This window comes from Nonomuraea sp. SBT364, assembly GCF_001083785.1.
Taxonomy (GTDB): Bacteria; Actinomycetota; Actinomycetes; order Streptosporangiales; family Streptosporangiaceae; genus Nonomuraea.
In genome coordinates, this window is record NZ_LAVL01000070.1 from 24926 (window position 1) to 40697 (window position 15772).

The 15772-nt window shown below is 60.6% G+C and carries 9 protein-coding genes; 2 read left to right on the forward strand and 7 right to left on the reverse strand.

Annotated elements, in window-relative coordinates:
• Positions 1 to 102 precede the first annotated feature (102 nt).
• The 7 genes from ADY59_RS26990 to ADY59_RS48995 form a co-directional block, all read right to left on the reverse strand.
• Positions 103 to 939, reverse strand: coding sequence for a phosphoadenosine phosphosulfate reductase family protein (locus ADY59_RS26990; protein WP_049567334.1), 837 nt, complete (start codon positions 937 to 939; stop codon positions 103 to 105).
• On the reverse strand, positions 936 to 4547 hold the full coding sequence (locus ADY59_RS26995) for an ATP-binding protein (protein WP_156325764.1): 3612 nt from the start codon (positions 4545 to 4547) through the stop codon (positions 936 to 938). The genes ADY59_RS26990 and ADY59_RS26995 overlap by 4 nt, the downstream gene beginning before the upstream one ends.
• Positions 4548 to 4549: 2 nt before the next feature.
• Positions 4550 to 5674: a DUF4007 family protein gene (locus ADY59_RS27000; protein ID WP_049567340.1), complete on the reverse strand. Its 1125-nt coding sequence runs from the start codon at positions 5672 to 5674 to the stop codon at positions 4550 to 4552.
• A gap of 53 nt (positions 5675 to 5727) precedes the next feature.
• The gene (locus tag ADY59_RS48985; RefSeq protein ID WP_231618907.1) at positions 5728 to 6903 is read right to left on the reverse strand and encodes a cysteine desulfurase family protein; all 1176 of its coding nucleotides are present in this window, start codon (positions 6901 to 6903) and stop codon (positions 5728 to 5730) included.
• Positions 6904 to 7572: 669 nt separating this feature from the next.
• A complete protein-coding gene (locus ADY59_RS50355; protein WP_156325763.1) occupies positions 7573 to 7983 on the reverse strand; it encodes a hypothetical protein in 411 nt (136 codons plus the stop codon).
• A complete protein-coding gene (locus ADY59_RS48990) occupies positions 7984 to 10128 on the reverse strand; it encodes an AAA family ATPase (protein WP_082310429.1) in 2145 nt (714 codons plus the stop codon).
• Between the two features lie 230 nt (positions 10129 to 10358).
• Positions 10359 to 12518, reverse strand: coding sequence for a DEAD/DEAH box helicase family protein (locus tag ADY59_RS48995; protein WP_082310430.1), 2160 nt, complete (start codon positions 12516 to 12518; stop codon positions 10359 to 10361).
• Positions 12519 to 13998: 1480 nt separating this feature from the next.
• Here ADY59_RS48995 and ADY59_RS27025 point away from each other — a divergent pair.
• Complete coding sequence (locus ADY59_RS27025) at positions 13999 to 14688, forward strand: hypothetical protein (protein ID WP_049567350.1); 690 nt, start codon at positions 13999 to 14001, stop codon at positions 14686 to 14688.
• A gap of 216 nt (positions 14689 to 14904) precedes the next feature.
• Positions 14905 to 15772: AfsR/SARP family transcriptional regulator (locus tag ADY59_RS27030; protein WP_197093876.1), on the forward strand; the 868-nt coding region annotated here is incomplete at its 3' end.

Sequence of the window (15772 nt, forward strand, 5' to 3'; positions counted from 1 at the left end):
CGTCCTGCAGGAACACAGGCGGAGAACCGTAGCTGATGTGGCACTTCAACCCCTTCCTGGCCGCCGTTACCGCTTTGGGAAGGGATCGAAGCTCACAGCGCATCAGAGATGGCAGACGGCGCATCCCACCTGATCGTCGTCTTCATCGTGCGCGTCGGACAGTATCTCGAGAAGGGGACGGTTCGGCTTCATGCGTCGGGCAGCGCGTTCCATCGCGTCGCGGTGCTTCGCCTCTATCTCTTGTCGTCGGTCAAGCAGTTCATCGAGTGACTCACCTTGAGACCAGGTGTACTTGCGCCCCTTCATGGCTGTCTGCTGGTAATTGACCTTCTCCTCGTAGGCGACGGCCTTCTCGAACAGCTCGGGATGGCGGTCCTTGAGCCCAACCCATTCGTGCTTACGCTGGAAGAAGCAGAAGTAGCAGCCCGAGCGGGTACGCCATTCGTAGTAGGCCGGCAGGCCGATGCCGGCCTCGTCGAGAATCCGGTCGACCCCGGCCCTGTCGATGCCGTCTTCACGGAAGGGGAAGACTGCGGTGATGTTGGGCTTGGTGCTGACGTAGCCGAGGCGGTTCTCATCCGCACGGATGGCTACATAGGAGATGACCTCGTCATCGCCAACCCAGGCCTCCAATGGCTTGATCTTGAGGTTCTTGGTGCACCAGCGCATCTGAGGACTTGGCAGGGTCCCCTGGTAGACCTCGAGCCAGTGATCGAAATCGCGACTGGAGTTGAGCCGTTCGATCGGCTTGCCAAGCGCGGCTTCCAGCCGGTTGAGGTACTCGTAGGTTTCGGGAAGCTCAGCGCCGGTATCGCAGAAGAAATACTCCATCTCGGGGACCCGGTCGCGCATGTAGATCGCCAGGGCTGAGGAGTCCTTCCCTCCAGAGATTCCCAGCACATGCCGAGTCCCTCTGCCAGAGTCGTTGGCCTTGGTCACAGCTTCTCCTCCTCCTGGGGGTCATGGTCAGAGTCCGTCGCGGTGAGACGCTCCGCAAGAGCGGCAAGCAAGATACGCGCACCGCCAGGCCCTAGCTCTTGCTCAGCTTGCCTTATGACACCGACAACCAGAGTCTCGGCAGTGTTCCTGACCTTCTTGGGCACATGGATGAGCGTGCGAACTTCTGTCCCTTGAGGTGTGGTGAGTGTCAGCAGGTGGGTGTCGATCTGCTTAGGTTCCGGCGCGCGAGTCTGAGGTGCTGGTAGCTCCTGCACCTGATAGAGGTGGCCGACACGGTCAAGGCGACGGGCCATCTCTCTGACACGCGGATAGAAGCTGTCGACGTCCTGGTCGGTCCAGTCGCCGAGCGCCTTGTTGGTGAGGCGAATGATGATCGGATCGAGCCAGTCCTCATTCGGCAGGCTGGTATTGAGGACACGGGAGACGAACCCTTGCAGATCAAGCTCGAGGCCGGCGTCGGCGAAGCCGCTCAGTGCCTCTGCTAGCTCTGACCGCAGTTGGGTGAGGTCCCCGGCGATACCGAAAGCCTGGCCTATCGCGGCTACGACGTCTCGCCGCAGTGCTGTGCTGGCTCCGGAGATAGCGTCCAGGGCGTTGGTCACCCGAGCGACGTACGACTCGGCGGCCCGCTCGTCTTTAGCCGCGTTGGCAGGAATGGCGTTGAGTGCAAGTGCCTGTGGCAGGGCAGTGAAGACCAGTTGGTCGGGGTCGGTTGCCTCGGAGAGGACTTTTCGTACCTGCAGCGCCTCCGGAGTGAGGCGCTTGGTGTGGAGCGCGTAGGGAGTAAGCACCATGACGCGTTCGAGCATGGCCCGAGTCACTGCCAGCAGCGCCGGGTTGCGGGCGGTACGAGAACGGGGAGCATCAACGTTGAGAGCCACAGCAAGGCGCTCAACAATCAGGCTGCGCTGCCCTTCCCCGATAGGTACGGCCTTGACCGTGAACCGGTCGGGACCCGTATCCGCAAGCAGACGCTCGATGATCTCCGGGTTGAGCCGCGGACAATAGTTTCCCTCTTCGAACAGCGCGACGTCGGAGCTGCGGAGAATCAGCGCAGCGACCATCAGGATCGGGACAACGCCGGACTTGACGCCGAAGGGCGGCGCCATCAGCTGCTCATAGATGTCGACAATTGGAGTGGGCTGAGCAGCATCAGTGAGTGCCTGCTCTAGTCGCCTCCAGGTAGGGATGACCTCTGGATGCTTCTTTGGATCCGGCCGCGAGACACCGTGGGTGGCGATGGTCTGGGCCTGTATCGCCTGGCCTACCTCCTTGGCAGCACGATGCAGGCCCAGGTACTCCACGACGCCGTGGTACATGGCCCGTTCCTGCGAGTACTTGGTGGTGTCATATCCCAGCACCGCCAGCCCCGTGTTAGTCACCAAGTCAGACAGAAGCACACGTCGTGCACGCGCGCCGTTGCTGGTGAGTTCGTGACGGCCGGCCATCTCGTTGCGGATGTGCGGTGTCTGCGGGTACACCCGGTCGCAGGCAGCCGACACCAACGCACCGTAGCTGCGAGCCTCGATAGGCTCGCTCCGTTCGGAACGGGTGTCCTGCCCGCTCTGCCACAGGTACCAGGAGGACTCTTCGCCCTGCGGGTTGAATGCCTCGTCTAGCTGGGTTCCCAGCTCCTGTGAAATCTCCGCGATGCGTTCTTCGATCTCGCGTCCCGCCACGAGATCGATGTCATCCTGGTGTCGGAGGTCTTCAAGAGCTCTGAGAGTGATCCCTGCATCGAGGATGGCGGCAGGATCTTTCGTGGTTCCGATGAGTACGGGCAGTGCGGAGTTGACCAGTGGCCGCGTACCGGGCTCTCCAAGATGGAAGATGATCATCCCGTCGGCCGCGTCGCTCACGACACCAGGACCGTCGAGCTTGTCGGCCTGAAGACTGATGGCGGTGCGGAAGTACCGCAACATCCCAGTGCGCTGCATGTGCGCTCCAGCAACCACCTCTCTGGGCAGAACCGTTCCGAGATGCTCACCCAGGTGGTCGACGACATGGCTGGGGGCGACGTGGCCGGCGATTTCCTTGACACGGGCATCGATGTCGATGTTGGTTCCCTGCCAGACCCTGTACTCATTGCTGTAGGTCCGGTGGGTGAGGAACCCGGTTTCAACGAGATGCTGCAGTCGCTGCTGCAGCATCTCGAATCGCTCAGGATCCGCGGCGTTGCTCGGATCGTTCATGGCGAACTGGATCATCGCCGGGGTTGCCCGCAGAACGCCGTCGACATCGATGAGGTTCAGGATGCCGATCGTCTTGAGGATGTCTCGGTCCTCAGGGGGAAGTCCGTGGGCCTCGTTGAGCCGGTTATCGACCTCCAGCCAACGACTGGCGTTGGACGAGGCCAGGATGGTGGTCCGACCGGAGGCGAAGAAATAGTCATACAGCTGGGGCAGCAGGATGGTGGAGGCCCGCTCCGGTTCAGAGCTCGAGGCATCATCGATGGTACGGCGGACCGTGTTCGGCTCGTCGTTGGTGAGGAACCCGACGAGGCTGCGGTCGTGCTGACCGATCTGGAAGGCAAGGAGCGGTGCCGCCACGGCAGTAAGGGGATGCAAGGGGTAGAGGCCGGCTAGCATCTCCGGGGAGATGTGGACCACAGAATCGAGGCCGTGCTCAGTCCAGGCTTGGGCAGCCGCTTCCGCCTGCCTGCGGATGAGCTGCTGGCCGGCTTCGGCGACGGCGGACTGATCGAGGCGTCTTTGCAGGAGGTGGACGGCATCGCCGAGATTCGGCGTAAAGGTGATGTCTTCGAAGCGGCCTTGGACCTTGGCCCATTCCTTGGTCTGGATCAGGCTGGATCGCGCTGCATAGTCGCTGAAGGCCAGGTGCTGCAGGGTGAAGATGAACAGCGGAAGTCCTGACCGTCCCGCGCCCTTCTCAGCGAGCATCTGCAGCAGGAAGACATCGTTCTCGGCACTGCCAGAGTCGCCCGAGGCGGCAAGGTATTCCAACGACTTGCCGAACTCATCGAGAATCAGCAGAACCGGGTGGCCGGTGTCACACAGCGCAGTGAGCGCGTCCAGAAGGTTCTCGGTCGTCGGAACTTCACGCTCTGCACAGGCATGGAGGGCTTGTGTCACGTCCTTCGGCGGCTGTTTCCCCCACCTGCGTTCCACGGCGGTGGCCAGTGCTCGATGCACGGTGGCGGCCAAGGGTTCACGGCGCGCAGTCGCCACGGCACCCAGGAACCCCTTCTCGGCACGTTCGTCACGTGCCTGCTCCATGCGCGCAGCGAGTCCTGAGCTCGTGGCCTCCACGGCTTGCCGAGCCTCGTCTTGCCGGTCCGGGTCATGACCCAAGAAGGCGTCGAGCAGGTTCGAAAGTGTCGACTTTCCTGAGCCGTAGGGGCCGGTGAAGGACCATGCACGTGTCCGTTTAAGGTCTGCCATCGCGTTGGCGACACGATCCAGAACGTCCAGCGCCCTGGCACCCACATAGGGAGAGTTCAAGTGCGGGTCGCGGACATCGCGCTCGAGGTTGGTGGAACGTAGTTCCGACCCAACCAGCGTGACACCGGCGGGAAGCTGAGCACCGGCGCGGTCCTTACGAACGCTATGAAGGGGGTTGGTGGCCATGGTCACACCTGCTCCTCGGTCAATTCCAGAACTTCGGGCTGCTCGGACTGCTGTTCGCGTTTGCGGCCCTTGCTGGCGTGCCCCAGACCGGGATAGCGCTGTTTCCACTCCTCAGGAGTCGGAAGGTCGGCTTGGCGACGGATGTCCCCATAGTGCCGATCCAGGATGTCCCAAGCCAGCTGCTGAGGATCTACGGCAAAGGACAGGCTCCGCTGGCCCAGCGAGTCAGTGATCTGTAGATCATCCTGTTCCGCGACGAGCGGTTCTATGACCTTGATGAGCTCGGGCTCTCGCATGCGGAAGGCCCGCCCGGGAGCACCTGGCTCGTTGGCGAGCCGAGCCAGAGAGATGGAGTTGCCGCCAGTGACGTGCGAGGCGTAGTCAAGGCATGCGTAGAGCAGCACCGCTGCTGGAAGATTGACCCGGGACCGGGTAGTGAACCGCCAGACGCGGCTCTTGCCCTTGCCTTGACCTTCCAGCAAGCCGAGCTCCCGGAAGGGACTCATCAGCTGATCTTCAAAGCTGCCCTGCGACTGCGGATTGGGCTCCAGATCGAGGGCGTACATCTTGATGAGGCAGTCCACGTCTCGCTTGATCGACTCTGCGGCCGGCACAGCGTTCTCGGGATAGCTCTCGTGTACATGCCGCGTGATCAGAGTGATCATCTCTGCGGTGGTGACCTTGGAGAACGGCGCCAGGTGGAACATCACGTACCAGCTGGGCACCATGCACTTGCCCCCCTGCTCCCCTGGTTCACTGGACAGCAGCCACCAATGCAGCAACCACAGACTTCCGGTGTCCTCCAAATAAGGGTCCGCGCCGTTCTTACCGAGCAGCCACTCCGCCCTCCAAGTCGGAGAGGCGATATAGGCCCGGTTGGAGGGGTCTCGGTGTGGGTGTTCCCGGGTGAGCTTAAACGCCTGCGACCAGAACCGGATAGCGTTCACCATGTTCCGGCCGACGCCCAGCAGCACAGGCGCATTCTCCCGGTGGAAGATGTCGCTGCCGCCCTCGCCGTCCCGAACAATCTCGGTGTGAGCTTTGTAGAGCCAGCCATAGCGAGGAGCGAAGGTTTCGTGCCGGGCGAATTTCGGCTCTGTCGCTGCTGCCAGCCGGCTGTCGGACATGCGCTGGGACCTTTCGGTGGGTGGTAGGGCTAGTTCCGCTTGATGGCGGATGATTAGGGCTCCGCGATAGATGCCATGGCCGCTCGAACGTCTGCGACGGCGCGGGCCGTGGCCGCTACGGCCCGTTCGACGTCGTTCTCGGTAGTGGCATAGCCCAGGGAGAAACGCAGCGTCGAGTCAGCGTCCTGACGGCTTAGCCCCATCGCCACCAACACGTGGCTCGGACTTGGAGCACCCGAAGCACAGGCGCTGCCGTCAGAGGCGGCGATCTCAGGCATCGCGGCCAGAACCGCATCCGCGGGAACCCCTGGAAAGGTGACACTCGTGACACCAGGCAGCCGGGCTGAACGGGCACCATTAATGCGGCAGTCGCGTAGGCGCGACGTCAATCCGTCCTCAAGTACATGACGCAGTCTGGCAATACGAGCGGCTTCGTCATGCAGTCGAGTTCGAGCAGCCTCGGCGGCCGCACCCAGACCGGCAATGCCGGGCACGTTCAATGTGCCTGCGCGCCAACCTCGCTCCTGGCCGCCTCCGATCAGAAGGGGGCGGTGAGGCATAGATACGCCGCGACGGACAAAAAGTGCACCAATCCCCTGCGGGGCTCCAAATTTGTGACCAGACAGCGACAGCATGTCGACATCAAGTTCGTTCAAATCCAGCGGAAGGCGACCCACATACTGAGTTGCATCGCTGTGCACGAGCGCCCCTGCCTCATGCGCCAGCTTGATAATGGGCCCAAGGTCGGTTAGTACGCCTGTCTCATTGTTAGCCAGCATTGCCGAGACGATCGCCACCTTGCCCTGACGGCACGCCACTTCCAAAGGTGCCAAATTGACGGCGCCATGTCGGTCTACCGGCAGCTCCACCAGCGTGCCAGCGCCATCCTCAGTGACGGCGCGGGCCACCTCCAGAATCGCGGGATGCTCAACAGCAGTAGTGGCAAGGGTCTCACCGCTCGCATAGCCCGCACGAAGCGCTAGGTTGTTCGCCTCTGTCGCGCCAGACGTGAAGATGAGTTCGCCGGGCGTACAGCCGAGCAGGCGGGCAAGTCGTTGACGGGCAAGATCGACACGCGATGCTGCATCACGACCTGCCATGTGGATACTGGAAGCATTGCCGACGCTTCCCAAGGAGTCCAACATGGCTTCGAGCGCCTCCGGACGCAGAGGAGCCGTGGCGTTGTAGTCGAGATACACCACTTCCGCACGATCAGTATCAGTCGACACGTTCAGCTCCCAACGCCGGCACGCCTTCCCCTCGTGACTCCTGGCGACGAGGTTCGCAGGCGGCTCTTGCCTCGCCAGGAGTGCAGTGAGATCCTAGCTAACCCCTCCGACATCATGGGCTGTCTCGCAGATAACGAAGTAAATCCCTAGGGCAATCCGGCTTCTCGCCTGCGACCGACCACTACATGGCGCTTCTTCCACCACAGCGCATCCGGTGGCTCAGCAGGCCGGCTCAGAGGTAGATGGGCGATCGACCATGGGTTGTCATGACAACCTGACTAACCTAGACCTCACTGAGACCAAGACTGCCGCTGGATCATGCTTAACCCAGGGACGAGAAGCTGACGCACAGGTGGAGCGATGCACGATTAATCGCGACTTGGCACACTCGGGGAACGATCAGCAGAAGCTGGCCTTGCCGCTTAACCAGATGCGTCAAGATCGCTCCAAGCTTGGCCGTCAGCATCTCCACGGTCTCTCCGAGACGCTCATACCAGACCATCAGCTGCGAACCCGGAATGCTACGAGTTTTCCCAGCGGCCCATAGCTTCACGTGCGCATCTACGCCGACATGCGTTTTCACCCTACGCACTCGCCCCGACGGGGGACGAAGATCTCACGTTCTTCCGTTAGGCCCAACCCATATGCATGCGCCCATGGCCTCTCCGCTTATAGCCTCGTCATATCAAAAAAATTCATCAGAGCCAACGTAGGTTCGTTCTGCCCTGTCAGCGCGTTGACCAGAACCTCAAGGCCGTAGTTCGCGTGCTCCGTGGCTACTTGCACGACCTCACGAGGACGGGTAAGGATCTCCTCGCCATGCAAGCCGAGTGCGACCAGTTCCAGATGGACTATTCGCCAAGGATCGCTACTCAGGATTGTGCCTTCCATGAACTTGGTACGCCTTTCCGGCATAGGTCGCTTTTCCTTGTGTCGGACACCAAGACAAAAGGCGATCCACCAAGCATCGACCTGGCGAGGAAACGGCTGGCCGTGACCGACATGCTCACGAATTACTCGATGAGAGTCCTCGGGCATGTACAGGTCAATGGGGGCGTATCGATTGATGATGTCTGCCAATTAAATCGCTGCCTCCATATCGCGAAACGCGAGACCATGTGCATTGTCGATGTTGCGTGCGCAAATTCGGCATGCCTGTTCATGCGTACAGGAACACGCTCGGACGTCCGGCTCTTCTCCGGGCCACTCATACACAAGGTCAGTGGGGTAATCCTTGCTACACGAGATCGTCGCGAACGCGCCGGCATGCTGATTCAGCAGCTCACCGACCTCCATGATCTCGGACCGGGTCAGAAGAAGGATGACCTGGTACGGCGGCTGGTCACCCGTTGGAGGATGAGTGATGGTGTTTACCATCCGCTGCTTCACTCCCCCTGAAACCATACCTAGAGGTGTGTCGATCAGGCGTGGCGCGGTGATCCCAGCAACCTCCATAAGCGACCAGATGAAAGCGAGGGTTAGTGCACGCTGCGATGCACCATTTAGCTCATAGTCTGTATCAAGATTTGTCCCATGCTGGCTCTCGACCACGATATCGAACTTCTCCGTGATAGAGACGCGTCGGAAAACGCCGAGCTGGGCATCCGGCTCGGCACCGACGATCGACAGGAAAATATCCTGCAAGCGTGCCGAAACCATCTGCACGTACTCGCCCTCAAGGCGGCGCTGAACTCGTTCCGCTAGAGATCGCAGCTCCTCAGCCACATCACGCTTGATGATGAGATCTCGATTGGCCTTGTTCTTTTGCGTAACCTTAGCAAGTTCTTGTTCGCGCTCCGCCAGCTGGGTTTCAAGGGAGCTTATGCGCTCCTCGATACGCCCTAGCTCGAGAACTCCATCACCGATCTTCTTGCCCACAGCTGCAAGTTCATCTGTGAGGGTACGCACACGAGTGTCATCGATACGGCTGCGCTTAGTTTCGGCCTGCTTTAGCTCGACATCAGCACGTGCCAGATCATCCCGTGCTGATGTATACGCCAGAAGCGTCGCCTCGCGCCTGGCAGCGAAGTCTTCACTGTCCGCAGCGGCAACGGCGAGACCTCGCGCAGAATAGCGCAGCTCCGTCAGGCGCTCAACCATTTCAGAGTTCTCGCGCTGGTCGTCAAGCAGATGCTGAACGTGGTCCCTCAGAACGGAACCAGGACGCAGGTCTCCGCCGCAGATGCACTCGCCGTCTTCTAGTCGGTCTTCGAGGACCTTAAGGGACCTGTTGGGAATCACACGCCGATCGGCGAGTTCTTCAAGTTTCGACCGACCCTCATCGATACTCGTTGCCGCAAGGGCCAAGGAAAGTGCCTGGCTCTTAAAAGCAGTCCGCATATCAGCAAGGGCGGCTTCTACTCGATTGCGACATCCCTCAATGCGCTTCTTGAGCGCATTGATTTGCATATTCAATTCATCGAGATCGCCGATACCGCGCAGCTGATTAAGCTCACGATTCCACTCGTGCTGCTGGACCTCCATCGATTTCTGGCGGCTTTCAAGATGTGCGCGTTTTACCTCTTGCTCAGTAATCTGGCGGCGGAGATTCTCGCACAGGTTCTCCAACTCTTCAGCGTCCTTACCGCTCTCTGCGGATACTCGGCGTTTAATGTTGCCGTGGACATACTTCAGGTCGGCAACCGAAGACGTCAACTGATCGATACCAAGGAGCTCTCGAATTGCCTGATGAACTTTGCTCTGCCGCTCATGCGAATGGACACGCCCAGAGATAAACTTTTGGATGTCGTCACCGTTTGTGAAGAAGAGGTCGGACAGACGCTGCGGAACTAGCCGCTCGATCCAGGCTTCTGCAGGATTTACTGGCTTGTCGCCCTCTGGGGTGAGCCGGAATAGGGTAACTTGGTCTTGTCCTCGTCGCGGAGGGGCATCGACCATCGGAGTCTCTAGAACCATACGACGCAGGCGGTAGTCGCTACTCGTGCCTAGATCGTCCGTGTGCTCGAAAACAATCTCCACCTCTACGTTTACGGGTACGCCAGGAGCACAGAACGTAGATGTAAGGCGTGGTGTGTCGACGTTTGCTACTTTGGTCAAGCCCTGCATTCCATACAGGCCCCATAGCATCGCGTACAACAATGTCGTCTTTCCGGAGCCATTCTCACCGCGAATGACTGTAAGAGGTTTGGCAGGGTCGACAGAGAAGTGAATCGTGACGTCACGCATGAGCTTGAAGCGGGCGATGTGCACGGACTTGATGAGCATTAGCTTTCTCCGCCCTTAGCGATGACAGCCGATCGACTGAGTACTTCGACTACCTTGGTTACATCTTCTCGACGCTGAGTGGCGTGCGCTTTTGACTGCAAGCCGACCACGTCATCGAGAGCTTTCACTAGCGCTGCTCTGTATCCAGGATAACGCTCTTCTATCGCGCGCACTTCTTGCTTGGCGACATCATTAATGCGGGGGGTGACTGCCATTCTAAGACCTCTGCCTTAAAGGATGCGCTCCAGCCTGTTAATGACCGTCCGGGGACCGTCCGGGTCGTACTCGTTCTCAGCTGCACCGGCAAATTCGCGAGCACGCAGAAGCTCGCCGGTGAGAATCGTACGTCCTTCACCTGCTTCGTCATCCGGTGGCACCACGATGAAGTCATGGAGTACCGCATGCGTCTTACCCTCTGCCCGTCGAAGAATCCGTCCGCGCCGCTGAACCCATTCTCGGCGAACAGTGCTCGACGCCAAGAGATAGGCCGTATCAGTTTCTGGCAGGTCAATGCCCTCGTCGAGCACCTTCATTGCAGTCAGCACCTGATACTCTCCTCGACCGAACGCTTCGAGGTATCGCTCCGATCCACTACGACCGGTTTCCGTATTTGTAAATTCATGAAACCGGATCCCGAGCCGGCGGAGAAGGGCATTCGCTTCCTCGAGTTGCTTTACGCCTCCGAGAACCTGTTGCTTCGCCGAGGCATATATAAGAGTCCGAGAGACACTGCGTACGCCAGTCTCAACGAGGAGAGCCTCAAGCGCTGCTATTTTCCCCGATGCTTGTTCGAGAACAGCACGTCGCTTACGCAACAGGTGTTCAATCTGATCGTCTTGCCCTTCGGTAGAGCCATCATCCTGCCTAGAGAAACCCTTGCGCCGGAGCTGCCGACTCAAGTCAACATAAGCCGCAAATTCATCCGACGTCATATTCACTTCGTGCAAGTGGTATCGATACGGCGTCAAACATCCGCCTGCGATTGCATCTGCAAGCGTAAATTCGTAAATCGGCGAGCCGAAGTAGTCGAACAATTGAGCGCTTCCGGATTCGTCGTACTGACGCGACGGCGTCGCCGACAAGCCGAGTCGTATATCGAAGCGTTGAGGTGCCACGCGCATGAAAGCCGGCGCACCCAAGTTATGCGCCTCATCACCGATGATCATAGTCTGCACATGCGGTGCGAGGCCATCTATGGCCTCGCGCAATGCAGTGTCGCCAGTGAACAGCTTCTGGGTACACAAAACGACAGACGTGTATCTTGCTTTAGTTGCTAGGCTTGCTTTAAGCTCTTCGAGCCACACGCGCCGTTTGGGAACCGTCATATTGCTCGGCATGGCAGGCTCAACACCGAACCGACGGATCACCTCTACCCATTGCCGCATTAGTGGCGCTGTCGGCACGATTATCATCAAGAGCATCGGGCCACTATGGCGATCCTGCTCAACCACTGACGTAATGAGTGATGTTTGAGTCTTGCCACCACCAGTGGCAATGGCAAGAATTCCGCGGGAACCGGCTCCAAGGAATGTCCTAACAGCGACTCCCTGATGTTGATACCGGCCGGTTTCCCATTCAAGGCCATCCGGTATCCGCAGGAGACGAGGAGGCTCTATTGTGACTCCGGGTGGAAGGTCCGGCTCAAGTCCACGCATGTGGTCTATCTGCCAGGCTTTCCAGAAATCCTCGATCGTGGGAATGGACTGCAGCGCTCCCCGCTTGCCGATTATTCGCAAGCCGTCCACGATTTCAATGGCGAGCACATGTGGGTTTTGGTTGTTCCAGTCTCGTTCCCAACCCATGAGCAGCTTAGCTACCCGTGCCTCAGCTGCCCGACCATCGACCCACGGCCGGTCGACAGTCATCTGCTCACCATTTATAAGAAGGCCACGCGCGGTAGCATTGCCTGAGCCGTGCACGGCAAGCCACTTAGTCCCACCACGTAGGAGCCACTTCTTCTTGTGATACTGTCCACGCGTCATCAAGGCGAAGCGGACTCTCAAGCGTTTCGTGGCTACGAGGTATGCAAGACAATCTAGAGTGTGCTGTACAAGAGCCGACGACGAGACCACCGCTTCAGTAAACAACCGCTGTTCGAGTTCATGGATGACCTGCTCAGGAGATTTGGCCCCCCGTTCGAGCGCCTCGCGATCGGCATCGTCAATCTCTGGGCTGATCAGGAGACTCAAGCGACGCTCGGGATCAGCTAGAAATTCGGCCAATCCGGGTGCTATCTGCGCAAAACACCGAGAGCTGAAGAAGCCAGCTCCAATGCGGGCCTCATCTGCTGCCGCCATTGCCGGTATCAGAACATCGCCGACCAAGTCGTCTTCAGGAATCTGGTAGAGGGGTTCAGCCTTGGCCATCGCGGCGATCAGGGAGGAGCTCATGCTATCTCCTCCCTTCTTCCCTGCTCGCAGGCACTTGTGCGGCCTTAGCCGTCTGGAGCGTTACTTGGGCCCGTGGACATGTCCCGTCCTGTACTAGAGGGCAGCATAGCCGCCTTTCCGCGTGGCCGCGCGGCTGTGAGCGATCACATTTCGGCTCAGAGATGTCCGCTCCCAATCGAGTTACCCACTGGATGCGAATCTTCACAAATCGTCGGGGATAAGCATGGAATCTGCGGACGAACCGACCATCGGCTATTATCCAACGAGAAGACATCGCTGCTACGCGAACCGCGACATGGGCGCTACCGTTGCCCTGCGAGCGCTCGTTACAGTGGGGATCTAGCCGGAGAGATGCGAAGGATGATCTTACGCGGCTCATGTCCTGCCTAGGCCATTTGCCTAGCTCAGGCTGCCTACGCGGACAGGGAGACCCTCACCCTCTTAGTACTCCAGTGAGCCCATGGGCGTAGCCGTGCTCGAGGGCTGAGGCGGTGCGTAAGCCGGATCGAAGGCCGCTGGAGATCGCTGCTGCCCGATGCGGTGCTCTGTTGGCGCTGCCGGTCCAGCAGCCGAGGTGCGTAGCGGGTGGCGGCTCAGGCTGCCGCGCCTCTTCCGGTGCTCGGGCCTGGCGGCCCTGGGCTCCGGGTTTCTTGCCACTGGACGACATAGTTGCTCTCAGACGGAGGCCGGGGACATGTGCGGGATGATCTTCCGCTACCAATACGACGTACTCGCTATTTCCCCAGCTCAACGCACCCAGACGGGCGGAGTAACCCCCACTCTCCTAATGTGGGTACCGCAGGCTCGGATGCTGCTGAAGACACCACCCTCCACGTCGGCGTTCAGCCCCTGACCAGCGGCTTCTCGGCCGCAGGTTAAGGTGATCGCTCATTCGCTGTCATGCATGAGCGGTAATTGCGCCGCTGCCGGTCGTGCTGGGTGTCGTTCAGGGAATCGAGCGTGAGGGTGAGCTGGCGGATGCCTTCCTGGGGATGAGGACAACCAGGAGCTAATTACTTCTTGTAGCCGCCTGGACTGCCACGCATGGGCGTGTGTGATCGGACGAGTGGGAGCCTCGGGTGAAGACGTGCAAGATGACATGGCTCTCGGTCAGCCTCTAGCGCCGCAACGCCTCTCCGAGGGGCACCTTCCAGTCGCAGTCCAGCCAGTCAGCTATCTCCTGTCGCATGGCTTGTCCGTCATCTGCGCGGGCTACCGGCGCAGGGCAGCCGGGTAGGCCGTCCAGGTCCGGTCACCTCGAGGTGGTCGGCGGTGCTCGTCTGACGGTTTTGACGTCAACCGTGTTGGATTGGCCGGTAGGTCCTGGGAGTGGGCGACTGCACCGGCTGTGATCAACATCGTCGTCCCGATCCCCGCGCAGCGCAGCGCAGAATGGATGGCGAAGGCTGCTCCGGCCAGCGGATGCGGACCGCGGAGTTGGCCGTCGTAGCAGCACCGCCGCAGGCCCGTGGAAATTGCCATGGAAGATCTTTTGGCCTTCCTGCCAACCTGGCGATGGACGTCCTCCACACTGAAGGCCGTGACGGACGATCTCACCTCCGCGCGGAACCGCCTGCTCCCGCCCGGTCGGCTCTATCAGGTCGCGGCGCTGCTCAACATGCCTAACCTGGAGGAGACCGTCTCCTACGACGATCACCTGCAAACCAGGCGGCAGGCGGCGCTGTACGCCGGCATCGCGAACTGGGCTCGGCTCTCGGCGAGGGCGGCCGAACAATTGGGCGAGTCGGACTTTCTCGAGGTTGCCGACCGGTTCGTCTACCTCGTCGAATACACCGAACAGCATGCCAAAGACTGGCACCAGGCTCCCAGCGAGCTCAGCCAGGGGATCGTCATGGCCGATTCGGCTGAGATGGTCGCGCGAAACGTACTCGCTCAGTACATCAGCCATCTGGCCGAACATCACGACGACTACCAGTTGTGGCTGGTGGATTCGCTGTCCCTGCGTGCGAGCGTGTGGCACATGGACACCGCCGAGGCGCACCGGCGTGACCTACCTGCCAACTGTTCCCTCGCATGGCACACGTTCAAGAGGGCGGGGATCTTTCCCCATGCCATCGAAGTCCGCACGCCTAGCCAAATACGCCAGATCATGGAGCACCACATCGCCCGTACCGGCGAGCCGACACGGAACGATGACCTGAGCGATTAGGACTCTGCCGGCGTTTCGGCGGGAGGGCGGGGCCGAGTTCGCCAGAGGATGTGCGGCTCAGACAGGAATGAAACCCAGTACCGCAGGTCGCTGATCCCACCCCGTTCGCGGCCTTCTAACGGCCGCTTTCGACGACGTCGGTATCCCGCCAAGTTGACCGGTTTCGTCCGCTAGACTCCTGGCCCTTCGCAAGGCTGGGGCATGGGAGCGTTCTCGGTGGGCGTGGAGATCAGGATCCTGGGGCCGTGGGAGATCGCGGTGGACGGTGCCGTTCTGCGCCTTGCGGGAGCGCGGCGGGTGGGGGTGCTGGCCCGGCTGGCGTTGAACGTCGGCCAGGTGGTCACGACCGAGCGGCTCCTGGCCGACGTCTGGGCCGGCAGTTCGGCGTCCACCACGGTCAAGCAGTTGCACATCGTGGTATCCAAGCTGCGGGAGGCGCTGCCGGACAAGGTCATCGCCACGGTGCCGGTCGGGTACCGGCTCGACCTGCCGCCGGAGAACGTGGACGCGAACCGGTTCTCCATGCTGGTGCGGCAGGCGCGCGCCACTCGTGACCGGGCCGCCGCGATCCGCCTCTACGAGCAGGGGCTGGCGCTGTGGCGCGGTGCCGCGCTGGAGGGCGGGGGCCAGGTGTGGGCGCAGATCGAGGCGGCGCGGCTTGAGGAGGAACGGCTCACTTCGCTGGAGAACCTCATCGACCTGCGCATCGCCGCCGGTGACCATCATGTCGTGGCGGGTGAGCTGGCCGCGCACGTCGAGGCGCATCCTTTGCGGGAGCGCCCGCGGGCGCAGTTGATGCTGGCGCTGTATCGTTCCGCCCGGCCTGCCGAGGCGCTGGCGGTGTACCAGGAGGCGCGTCGGGTCATGGTGAACGAGCTCGGTATCGAGCCGGGCGTCACGCTGCGGCGCCTGCAGCGTGCGGTACTGGCGGGCGATCCCGTTCTCGACCTGGCCACCGACTCCGCCCCAAGCACCGTTCCCGACCCGACCACCGTTCCCGTCCCAAGCACCTGTCTCTTATTCAAATCCTACGCCGCCGCCGCAGAGGAAAGTGTAAAGCACGGTGGTCTGCGTATTATCAAAA

Excerpts from the sequence above, each read along its gene's own strand:
- ADY59_RS48990 (WP_082310429.1), bottom strand. The coding sequence starts at position 10,128 with ATGCTCATCAAGTCCGTGCACATCGCCCGCTTCAAGCTCATGCGTGAC.
- ADY59_RS27025 (WP_049567350.1), top strand. The coding sequence starts at position 13,999 with ATGGAAGATCTTTTGGCCTTCCTGCCAACCTGGCGATGGACGTCCTCC.
- ADY59_RS26995 (WP_156325764.1), bottom strand. The coding sequence starts at position 4,547 with ATGGCCACCAACCCCCTTCATAGCGTTCGTAAGGACCGCGCCGGTGCT.
- ADY59_RS27000 (WP_049567340.1), bottom strand. The coding sequence starts at position 5,674 with ATGTCCGACAGCCGGCTGGCAGCAGCGACAGAGCCGAAATTCGCCCGG.
- ADY59_RS48995 (WP_082310430.1), bottom strand. The coding sequence starts at position 12,518 with ATGAGCTCCTCCCTGATCGCCGCGATGGCCAAGGCTGAACCCCTCTAC.